General features: G+C 62.0%; 6 protein-coding genes. 2 read left to right on the top strand and 4 right to left on the bottom strand.

Features of this window, described 5'->3' with window-relative positions; translation table 11 throughout:
• The first annotated feature begins 77 nt into the window (after positions 1-77).
• Both ettA and radA read left to right on the top strand, forming a co-directional pair.
• Complete coding sequence (gene ettA / locus ACFC20_RS17190) at positions 78-1,739, top strand: energy-dependent translational throttle protein EttA (RefSeq protein ID WP_375194064.1); 1,662 nt, start codon at positions 78-80, stop codon at positions 1,737-1,739.
• The gene (gene radA / locus ACFC20_RS17185) at positions 1,739-3,115 is read left to right on the top strand and encodes a DNA repair protein RadA (protein WP_375194063.1); all 1,377 of its coding nucleotides are present in this window, start codon (positions 1,739-1,741) and stop codon (positions 3,113-3,115) included. Before ettA ends, radA begins: the two co-directional genes overlap by 1 nt.
• Before the next feature lie 238 nt (positions 3,116-3,353).
• Here the strand turns inward: radA and ACFC20_RS17180 are convergent, their stop codons facing one another.
• From ACFC20_RS17180 to gltB, 4 genes are all read right to left on the bottom strand, one after another.
• Positions 3,354-3,722, bottom strand: coding sequence for a PilZ domain-containing protein (locus ACFC20_RS17180; RefSeq protein ID WP_375183564.1), 369 nt, complete (start codon positions 3,720-3,722; stop codon positions 3,354-3,356).
• Positions 3,723-4,049: 327 nt separating this feature from the next.
• Complete coding sequence (hemE, locus tag ACFC20_RS17175; protein WP_375194062.1) at positions 4,050-5,114, bottom strand: uroporphyrinogen decarboxylase; 1,065 nt, start codon at positions 5,112-5,114, stop codon at positions 4,050-4,052.
• A gap of 127 nt (positions 5,115-5,241) precedes the next feature.
• Positions 5,242-6,660: an FAD-dependent oxidoreductase gene (locus tag ACFC20_RS17170; protein WP_375194061.1), complete on the bottom strand. Its 1,419-nt coding sequence runs from the start codon at positions 6,658-6,660 to the stop codon at positions 5,242-5,244.
• Between the two features lie 76 nt (positions 6,661-6,736).
• Positions 6,737-11,112: glutamate synthase large subunit (gene gltB / locus ACFC20_RS17165; protein ID WP_375194060.1), on the bottom strand; the 4,376-nt coding region annotated here is incomplete at its 5' end.

Here is an 11,112-nt window from a genome sequence, read left to right as displayed (position 1 = left end):
AGCGTATCCCGGCAGGCCCGCCCCACCGACCGCGCCTCCAGAGTTCGAATTCAGCTTTAGATGAGGTTTAAGCCAACATGGCCCAATACGTCTACACCATGAACCGCGTGGGCAAGGTGGTTCCGCCCAAGCGCGAGATCCTCAAGGATATTTCCCTCAGTTTCTTTCCCGGCGCCAAGATTGGTGTGCTCGGCCTGAACGGCGCCGGTAAGTCCACCCTGCTGCGTATTATGGCGGGCGTGGACCAGGATTACATCGGCGAGGCACGGCCCCAACCCGGCATCAACGTGGGCTACCTGCCCCAGGAACCGGAGCTGGATGAAGACAAGACCGTCAAGGAGATCGTGGACGAGGCGGTGTCAGGCGTACACGACGCCCTGGCCGAGCTGGACCAGGTGTACGCGGCCTACGCCGAACCGGACGCGGACTTCGATGCCCTGGCAAAACGGCAGGGCGAGCTCGAGGCCTACATCCAGGCCACCGACGGCCATGACATCGAACGCAAGATGGAAGTGGCCGCCGACGCCCTGCGCCTGCCACCCTGGGACCAGAAGGTGAAGGTGCTGTCCGGTGGTGAGCGCCGCCGGGTGGCCCTGTGCCGGCTTCTGCTGTCCGGGCCGGACATGCTGCTGCTGGACGAGCCCACCAACCACCTGGACGCCGAATCCGTCGCCTGGCTGGAGCGCTTCCTGCACGATTACGAAGGCACCGTGGTGGCCATCACCCACGACCGCTACTTCCTGGACAACGTCGCCGGCTGGATCCTGGAACTGGACCGTGGCCACGGCATTCCGTTCGAGGGCAATTACAGCCAGTGGCTCGAGAACAAGGAGAAGCGCCTGGAGATGGAAGCCAAGCAGGAAGCTTCTCACCAGAAGGCCATCAAGCAGGAACTGGAATGGGTTCGCAGCAACGCCAAGGGCCGCCAGTCCAAGAGCAAGGCCCGTCTGGCCCGCTTTGAGGAAATGAGCTCCCAGGAATTCCAGAAGCGCAACGAAACCAACGAGCTGTACATTCCGCCCGGACCACGCCTGGGCAACAAGGTGATTGAAGTCGACGGCATCAGCAAGTCCTTCGACGACCGCCTGCTCTATGAAGACGTGTCCTTCAGCGTACCGCCCGGCGCCATCGTCGGCATCATCGGTGGCAACGGCGCCGGCAAATCAACCCTGTTCAAGATGATTGCCGGCTTCGACAAGCCGGACTCCGGCAACATCACCGTGGGTGAAACCGTGGAGCTGGCGTACGTGGACCAGATGCGCGATCTGGATGGCAGCAAGACCGTCTGGGAAGAGCTCTCCGACGGCAACGACATCATCAAGGTGGGCAACTACGAGACGCCCTCGCGCGCCTACGTGGGCCGCTTCAACTTCAAGGGTAGCGACCAGCAGAAGCGGGTTGGCGACCTGTCCGGTGGCGAACGCAACCGCCTGCACCTGGCGAAACTGCTCAAGCAGGGCGGCAACGTGCTTCTGCTGGACGAGCCCACCAACGACCTGGACGTGGAAACCCTGCGCGCCCTGGAAGAAGCCTTGCTGAACTTCCCGGGCTCGGCGCTGGTCATCTCTCACGACCGTTGGTTCCTGGACCGGGTGGCCACGCACATCCTGGCGTTCGAGGACGACGGTGAGGTGGTGTACTTCGAGGGCAACTTCAGTGAGTACGACGAGGACTTCAAGAAGCGCAAAGGCGATTCCGCCATGCAGCCCAAGCGCATGAAGTACAAGAAGCTGGCCTGATGGCAAAAACCAAGACCGCCTATGTCTGCACCGAGTGCGGTGCCGACTATTCCAAATGGCAGGGCCAGTGCACGGCCTGCCAGGCCTGGAATACCATCAGCGAAGTCCGCGGCGTCAGCAGCAACAACAAAGGCGCCCGCGGAGCCCGGTTTGAAGGGTTTGCCGGCAGCCTGTCCGAGGTACAGAGCCTGGATGACGTGAGCCTGGCCGAACGCCCTCGCATCAGCTCCGGCATGCAGGAGTTCGACCGGGTGCTGGGCGGCGGCCTGGTGGAAGGCTCGGCGGTATTGATGGGCGGGCATCCGGGCGCCGGCAAGAGCACCCTGCTGCTGCAGGCGGTCTGCCACCTGGCGGCCAGCGTTCCGGCCCTGTACGTGACCGGCGAAGAATCGCTGCAGCAGGTGGCCATGCGCGCCAAACGCCTGGGCCTGCCCACCAAAGACCTGAAAATGCTGTCCGAGACCAGCGTGGAGCGGGTCATGCAGGTGGCGGAAGCCGAGCGGCCCCGGATCCTGGTGGTGGACAGTATCCAGGTGATGCACGTGGCAGAGATTGAATCCGCCCCGGGCAGTGTCTCCCAGGTGCGCGAAAGCGCGGCCTACCTGACCCGCTTCGCTAAACAGACCGGCACCATCCTGTTTCTGGTGGGCCATGTCACCAAGGACGGCAGCCTGGCCGGTCCGAAGGTCCTGGAGCACATGATCGACTGCTCGATCCTGCTTGAGGGCTCGAGCGACAGCCGCTACCGCACCCTGCGCGGCATCAAGAACCGCTTTGGTGCCGTCAACGAGCTGGGCGTCTTCGCCATGCTTGAGCAGGGCCTGAAGGAGGTGAAGAATCCCAGCGCGATCTTCCTGAACCGTGGCGAGGACGCCGCGCCCGGAAGTGTGGTGATGGTCGTCTGGGAAGGCACCCGGCCCATGCTGGTGGAAATCCAGGCGCTGGTGGATATGGCGCAGGGTGGCTACCCTCGCCGGGTTGCTGTGGGCCTGGACCAGAACCGCCTGGCCATGCTACTCGCGGTCTTGCATCGCCATGGCGGGATGCATGTGTCAGATCAGGATGTGTTCGTGAACGTGGTGGGCGGCGTCAAGGTCAACGAAACCAGTGCCGACCTCGCTCTGCTGGCCGCCATCGTTTCCTCCTTCCGCGACCGCGCCCTGCCCCAGGATCTGGTGATCTTCGGCGAAGTGGGCCTCTCCGGCGAAATCCGTCCGGTACCCAGTGGCCAGGAGCGCATCTACGAGGCCGCCAAACACGGCTTCACCCGCGCCCTCGTGCCCAAGGCCAATGCCCCGCGCAAGGCCATCGACGGCATGAAGGTGATTCCCGTGACCAAGCTGAGTGATGCCCTTTCGGCTCTTGAGGAGCTCTAGGCCTTTTTCTTGGGAGTTAACGGATGGGTTGCCGTCGCCCCTTCCAAAAACCGCTACAAGCACATCCATGTGCGCTTGTTTCCGGCCATCCATGGCCTCCAACATTTTTGGAAGGGGCGACGGCAACCTATCCTGCAAGCAAGGCTGCAGGACTCCAACTTCAAAGACTCTAGCGCTTGAATCTCACGCTTGGCTAGGTAGGTCGGATTAGGCAAAGCCGTAATCCGACAAAACCTGCCTAATCAATAAGGTGAGCAAACTCCCTCTCCAGCAGAGCTTGATCACCAAGATTAAGCTCAACCAGACGTTTCAGATGAGTGGCGCTGTCCAGGTCAATGTACTGGCACTTAAACCCCAATCGGTGGGGTTCTATGTGCCGAAGCTCCACCGCCATCACAATGCCTGCCTCGTGATCATTCAGGTGAATAATCACCTCGCAGGGCTGCTTTAACGGCACCTTCCACCCCTCCGGTCGTTTGACCAGAACGCCCTTCAGAGAAATATCCAGCACCTCCGTCGTCCAGACAGATTCCTGGCAGTGAAGCTCGCACGGCGCATCGAACTCGATACGATGGAACCGGCGTTTTTCGGGGGTTTTGGTGGGCAAGAGGTTACTCCTGTTTACCGGTCTTGTTTCACCTGACTATAGACCGGACAGGTCGTTGCATCCAGAGGAGTTTTCGAAGGGGATCAGGTTGTCGGATTACGGCTCGCGTTGCGCGCCTAATCCGACCTACGAGACTGAACTGACGGAATTGGCCGACATATCTCCAATGCATGGGCGAGGCTGTTGTGGGGCCCTTTCCAAAAATGTCGTAGGCCAGGGATGGCCGGAGACAAGCCACAGGGACGTGCTCGGAGCGGTTTTTGGAAAGGGCCCCACAACAGACTCATGCTCCAGGCTCGAAGGCTAGGAAAGACGAGAACTCCGAGCTCAGCGGTGGTACTCGGGGCTTAGCTCCACCACCGCCTCGATGAACGCCCGGGCGTGCTCCGGATCTACATCCGGTGTAATACCATGCCCGAGGTTGAAGATATGCCCGCTGCCAGAGCCAAAGCGCCGCAGAATGTCCGCCACCTCTTCCCGGATTCGCGCCGGCGGCGCGTACAGCATCGCCGGGTCCATATTGCCCTGCAGGGCCACACGGTCACCAATGCGGGCACGGGCATTGCCTATGTCCGTGGTCCAGTCCAGGCCAACCGCATCTGCGCCTGAATCGGCGATGGATTCCAGCCACTGGCCACCGTTCTTGGTGAACAGGATCACCGGCACACGCCGGCCGTCGTTCTCGCGAATCAGGCCGTCGACAATCTTCTTCATGTACCGCAGGGAGAATTCCTCGTAGGCCCAGCTGCTCAGTACGCCGCCCCAGGTATCGAAGATCTGTACCGCCTGGGCACCGGCCTTGATCTGGCCGTTGAGGTAATCAATAACGCTGTCCGCCAGATGGTCCAGCAACCGGTGCATCACCTCCGGCTGGCCATACATCAGCTTTTTCGCTTCCCGGAAGTCTTTCGAGGAGCCGCCCTCGATCATGTAGGTGGCCAGGGTCCAGGGGCTGCCGGAGAAGCCAATCAGCGGCACCCGACCATTGAGGGCGCCGCGAATGGTCGACACAGCGTTCATCACGTAATCCAGGTCCACCTCTGCGTTGATAGTCGGCAGCGCCGCTACGTCCGCCTCGGAGCGGATGGTGTTGCGGAACTTGGGGCCTTCGCCGGTCTCGAAATACAGCCCGAGACCGAGCGCATCGGGAATGGTCAGGATGTCGGAGAACAGGATGGCGGCATCCAGCGGATACCGCTCCAGTGGCTGCAGAGTCACCTCACAGGCCAGCGGCGTGTTCTTGCACAGGCTGAGAAAGTCGCCCGCTTTCGCCCGTGTGGCCCGGTATTCCGGCAGGTATCGTCCCGCCTGGCGCATCATCCACACCGGGGTGCGATCCACGGGCTGGCGCATCAGGGCGCGCAGGAAACGGTCGTTCTTCAGCTCAGTCATAGAAAATCCAGGATGTTCTGTGTATCAGGGGCTGTGGAATGGGGAGCCATAATACCCGGTTTGCCGGAATAAAAAAGGGCGGCTTTCCCGTAGGAAGCCGCCCTTCTGATCCGGATCAAGCCGGGCCTCAGATATCCAGGTAATCCATGATACCTTCGGCAGCCTGGCGGCCTTCCCAGATAGCGGTTACGACCAGATCGGAGCCACGGACCATGTCGCCGCCGGCAAAGATCTTCGGGTTGCTGGTCTGAAACATGAACTCCGCTTCTTCCGGCGCGGTCACGCGGCCGGAATCGTCGGTGTTCACTTTCAGCTCGTCGAACCAGTCCGCCGGGCTCGGGCGGAAACCGAAGGCTACGAGAACCGCGTCGGCGGGAATGACTTCCTCGCTGCCCGGAACCACTTCCGGACGGCGACGACCGTTTTCATCAGGCTCACCGAGACGGGTCTGGACCACTTTCACACCCTCAACCTGATCCTCGCCAATGATGGCGATCGGCTGGCGGTTGAAGAGGAACTTCACGCCTTCTTCCTTGGCGTTGGCCACTTCGCGGCGGGAACCGGGCATGTTGGCTTCGTCGCGGCGATAGGCACAGGTAACGCTCTCCGCCTGCTGCCGAATGGACGTGCGGTTACAGTCCATGGCGGTATCGCCACCGCCAAGCACCACCACGCGCTTGCCTTTCATGTCGATGAAGTCCGCGGCGTCCTTCTCGAAGCCCAGGCGACGATTGACGTTAGACACCAGGAACGGAAGCGCATCGTACACGCCGGGCAGGTTCTCACCCGGGAAGCCGCCTTTCATGTAGGTGTAGGTGCCCATGCCCATGAACACCGCGTCGTACTCGTCGATGATGTCCTGCAGCTGAACGTCCTTGCCGACCTCGGTGTTGAGTCGGAACTCCACGCCCATTTCCTCGAAGACCTTGCGGCGACGGGTCATGACCGATTTTTCCAGCTTGAACTCAGGGATACCGAAAGTCAGCAGGCCGCCGATTTCCGGGTAAATATCGAACACCACCGGCTTGACGCCATTGCGCACCAGCACGTCGGCGCAGCCAAGACCCGCGGGGCCGGCGCCAATGACGGCGACCTTCTTGTCGGTCCACTTGACCGCCGACATGTCCGGCTTCCAGCCCAGGGCGAAGGCGGTATCGGTGATGTATTTCTCGACCGAACCGATGGTGACCGCCCCATAGCCGTCGTTCAGGGTACAGGCCCCTTCGCACAGGCGGTCCTGCGGACAGACACGGCCACAGACTTCCGGCAGCGAGTTGGTCTGGTGGCACAGCTCCACCGCCCGCATGATGTTGCCTTCCGACACCAGCTTCAGCCAGTTCGGAATGTAGTTGTGTACCGGGCACTTCCACTCGCAGTACGGGTTGCCGCATTCCAGGCAGCGATGGGCCTGGGACGATGCGTGATCGGCGGTGAACGGATGGTAGATCTCGCCGAACTCTTTCTTGCGCTTTTTCGCAGGCACTTTCTTCGGGTCAATTCGCCCTACTTCCACGAACTGGAAGTCGTTACTCAGTCGTTCTTTCATTATGACGCTCTCATCAACTCGATTTCGACAGGGGCCGCAGCAAGGCTGCCGGCCCCGAACCCTGGTTCCCGGCCCGTTATTCCGGACGCGCCCGGGTGCTCGCCAACAGGCTGCGCAGGTTGGCCGCCTTGGGTTTCACCAGCCAGAAACGGCCGATGTAGTCGTCGAAATTCTCAAGAATGTGCTCTGCCCACTCACTGCCGGTCTCGGAAATGTGCTCCCGGATAACACCGCGCAGGTGATTACGGTAGGACTCCATGTCTTCGCTGGAAATCCGCTGGATCTCCACCAGTTCGTGGTTGTATTTGTCCACGAAGGTGTTGTTCAGGTCCATCACATAGGCAAAACCACCGGTCATGCCAGCGCCGAAGTTGTGCCCGGTGGATCCCAGAACGGTCACCAGCCCGCCGGTCATGTATTCGCAGCAGTGGTCGCCTGCGCCCTCAACCACCGCGTGGGCGCCAGAGTTACGCACCGCGAAACGCTCGCCAGCGGTTCCAGCGGCGAACAGCTTGCCGCCAGTGGCGCCATACAGGCAGGTATTGCCCACGATGGAGGTTTCCTGGCTCTTGAAGGCGCTGCCGCGGGGTGGCTTGACCACCAGCTTGCCGCCGGTCATGCCCTTGCCCACGTAGTCGTTGGCATCGCCTTCAAGGATGAGGTTCAGGCCGCCAACGTTCCAGACACCGAAGCTCTGGCCGGCGGTACCGGTCAGGTCCAGGGTGATGGGCGCGTCCACCATGCCCTGGTTGCCGTGCAACTGGGCGATTTCGCCGGACAGGCGGGCACCGATGGAGCGGTCGCAGTTGGTCACTTTGTAGGACCAGGCACCACCGCTCTTCTCTTTGATGGCCGCAGCGGTGTCAGCCACCATCTGCTCGGCCAGGGTGCCCTGGTCGAACGGATGGTTCCGCTCCACCTGGCAGGTCTGGGGCTTGTCCGCCGGAATGTGCTCGTTGGACAGCAGACGCGAGAGATCCAGCTTCTTCTGGCGCTCGGTATCGCCCGGCAGCCGCTCCAGCAGGTCTACCCGACCAACCAGTTCCTCAAGGCTGCGCACACCCAGCTTGGCCAGCCACTCACGGGTTTCTTCGGCGACAAACCGGAAGAAGTTCATGGCCATTTCCACCGTGCCCTTGAAGTGCTCTTCACGGAGATGGTCGTTCTGGGTGGCCACACCGGTGGCACAGTTGTTCAGATGACAGATGCGCAGGTACTTGCAACCCAGCGCCACCATCGGGGTGGTACCAAAACCGAAGCTCTCGGCGCCGAGGATGGCGCCCTTGACCACGTCCAGCCCGGTCTTGATGCCACCGTCGGTCTGCAGGCGGATCTTGCCCCGCAGGTCGTTGGCGCGCAGGGCCTGCTGGGTCTCGGTCAGGCCCAGCTCCCAGGGAGAACCGGCGTAACGGATGGAGGTCAGCGGGCTGGCCGCCGTGCCACCGTCGTATCCGGAGATGGTAATCAGGTCGGCATACGCCTTTGCCACACCGGCTGCAATAGTACCCACGCCGGGCTCGGATACCAGCTTGACCGACACCAGAGCCTCGGGGTTGACCTGCTTGAGGTCGAAGATCAGCTGGGCCAGGTCCTCGATCGAGTAGATATCGTGATGCGGCGGCGGCGAAATCAACGTAACGCCCGGTACCGAATAACGCAGACGGGCAATCAGGTCATTCACCTTGCCACCCGGCAGCTGGCCACCCTCACCGGGCTTGGCGCCCTGGGCCACCTTGATCTGCATAACGTCGGCGCTGCGCAGGTACTCGGCGGTAACGCCGAAGCGGCCGGAGGCCACCTGCTTGATCTTGGAGCGCTTTTCAGTGCCATAACGGGCCGGATCTTCCCCGCCCTCACCGGAGTTGGACCGACCGCCCAGGGTGTTCATGGCCACCGCCAGCGCCTCGTGCGCCTCGGGTGAGAGGGCGCCCAGGGACATGGCCGCCGAGTCAAAGCGCGGGAAGATCTTCTCCACCGGCTCCACTTCGGAAATGTCGATGGGCTTGATGTCCTGGCGGAAACCCAGCAGGTCGCGCAGCGTGGCCACCGGGCGCTCGTTCACGAGGCCGGCGTATTCCTTGTAGTGGCCGTAGTCGCCGCTGGTCACGGCTTCCTGCAGCTTGCCCACCACGTCCGGGTTGAAGGCGTGGTATTCCTGACCGTGCACATACTTGAGCAGGCCACCCTGGGTGATCGGCTTGCGCGGTTTCCAGGCGGTCGACGCCAGTTGCTCCTGGTCCTGCTGGAACTCGTAGAAGCTGGCGCCCTGGATACGGCTGGGTACACCGCGGAAGCACAGGTCCACCACGTCATCGGCCAGACCGATGGCTTCGAACAGCTGGGCACCCCGGTAGGAGGTGATGGTGGAGATCCCCATCTTGGAGAGGATCTTCAGCAGGCCCTTGTTGATGCCCTTGCGGTAGTTGTTCTTGGCCTCGATCGGATCCATCAGCAGCTCGCCGGTGCGGATCAGATCGTTCAGTACCTGGTAGGCCAGGTAGGGGTACACGGCAGTGGCACCGAATCCGAACAGCACCGCGAACTGGTGCGGATCCCGCGCCCAGCCGGTTTCCACGATGATGTTGGAATCGCAGCGCAGGCCCTGCTGTACCAGATGGTGGTGAACGGCGCCGGTAGCCATCAGGGCATTGACCGGCAGCTCGCCTTCCCTGAGATCCTTGTCACTCAGGATCAGCAGTACCTTGCCATTGCGAACAGCCTGCTCGGCCTCCTCGCAGACCTGGCGGATGGCCTGCTCCAGGCCCTGTTCCGGCCGGTAGCTCATGGCAATGCGCGCCACCTCGAAGCCAGGCCGCTCGTTGTTGGCAATCTTCAGGAATTTGGCTGGCGACAGGACCGGCGTGGTCAGAATGATCCGGTCGGCATGCTCGGCAGTCTCCTCGAACACGTTGCGCTCGGCGCCCAGGCAGGTCTCCAGGGACATGACAATGGCCTCGCGCAGCGGGTCAATCGCGGGGTTGGTCACCTGGGCGAACTTCTGGCGGAAATAATCGGCAACATGGCGCACTTTGCTGGAGAGCACCGCCATCGGCGTGTCGTCACCCATGGAGCCCACCGCTTCCTGGCCGTTCTCGGCCAGCGGGCGCAGCACCTGATCACGCTCTTCATAGGTGACCATGAACATCTTCTGGTGCACCAGCAGCTCATCGGCGTCCATCAGGCGGAAGTCAGGCGTATCCTGGTTCAGGGTGGTCTCCACCCGCAGGGCGTTCTCCCGCAGCCAGCGCTTGTAGGGCTGGGCGGTTTTCAGGCGCTGATCGATGTCCCTGGTGTGCAGGACTTCACCGGATTCGGTGTCGATGGCCAGCATCTGGCCCGGCCCTACACGGCCCTTGGCCACGACATCGTCCGGCTGGTAACCGTAGGTACCGATCTCGGAGGCCAGGGTAATGAAATCGTCTTTGGTGATAACCCAGCGAGCCGGGCGCAGGCCGTTACGGTCGAGCATACAGACCGCGTAGCGGCCATCAGACATGACCAGGCCGGCAGGGCCATCCCAGGGCTCCATGTGCATGGAGTTGTACTCGTAGAACGCGCGCAGCTCCGAATCCATGCTGTCGACGTTCTGCCAGGCCGGCGGAATCATCATCCGTACGGCACGGAACAGATCCACGCCGCCGGCCAGCAGCACTTCCAGCATGTTGTCCATGCTGGAGGAGTCGGAACCGGTCAGGTTCACCAGCGGCTGCAGGGTCTGCAGGTCCGGCAGGTGCGGGGAACTGAACTTCGCTGCCCGGGCAATGGCCCAGTTCCGGTTGCCGTCGATGGTGTTGATCTCACCGTTGTGCGCCAGATAGCGGAACGGCTGGGCCAGCGGCCACTTGGGCATGGTGTTGGTGGAGAACCGCTGGTGGAACACGCAGATGGCGGTTTCCAGGTCCGGGTCGCCCAGGTCCTTGTAGAAATTGGCCAGGTCCGCCGGCATCATCAGGCCTTTGTAGGCCAGGGTCCGATGCGACAGGCTGCAGATGTAAAACTCCGGATCGTCTGCCATGTCGCTTTCCGCGTGGCGACGGCCCACGAAGAGACTGATCGCGAAGTCACGCTCTTCCTTGCCGGCAGGGACCACGAACACCTGTTCGATGCGCGGCAGGCAGTCCAGCGCCATGGGGCCCAGGCAGCTGTCATCCACCGGCACTTCGCGCCAGCCCATGATTTCCAGCCCCTGCTCGGTAAGACGCTTCTCCAGGGCAGCCCGACCTGCGGCCGCTTTGCTCTCATCCGGGTTCAGGAACACCTGGCCAACGGCAAAAAGATCGCCGGGCTCTTTGCCAAACGCCGCCTTGGCGGCTTTCTTCAAGAAACCATCCGGGCTCTGGATCAGCAGGCCACAACCATCGCCGGTCTTGCCGTCTGCAGCGATACCACCGCGGCAAGCCCATTGTAAATGGAACAAAGGCGCACTGCATAGAATCGTATCCAAGGTTGCCC

This window comes from Marinobacter sp. (assembly GCF_041984545.1).
Taxonomy (GTDB): Bacteria; Pseudomonadota; Gammaproteobacteria; order Pseudomonadales; family Oleiphilaceae; genus Marinobacter.
The sequence above is the reverse complement of the archived record's forward strand: the minus strand, read 5'-3'. Positions and strand labels throughout refer to the sequence as shown.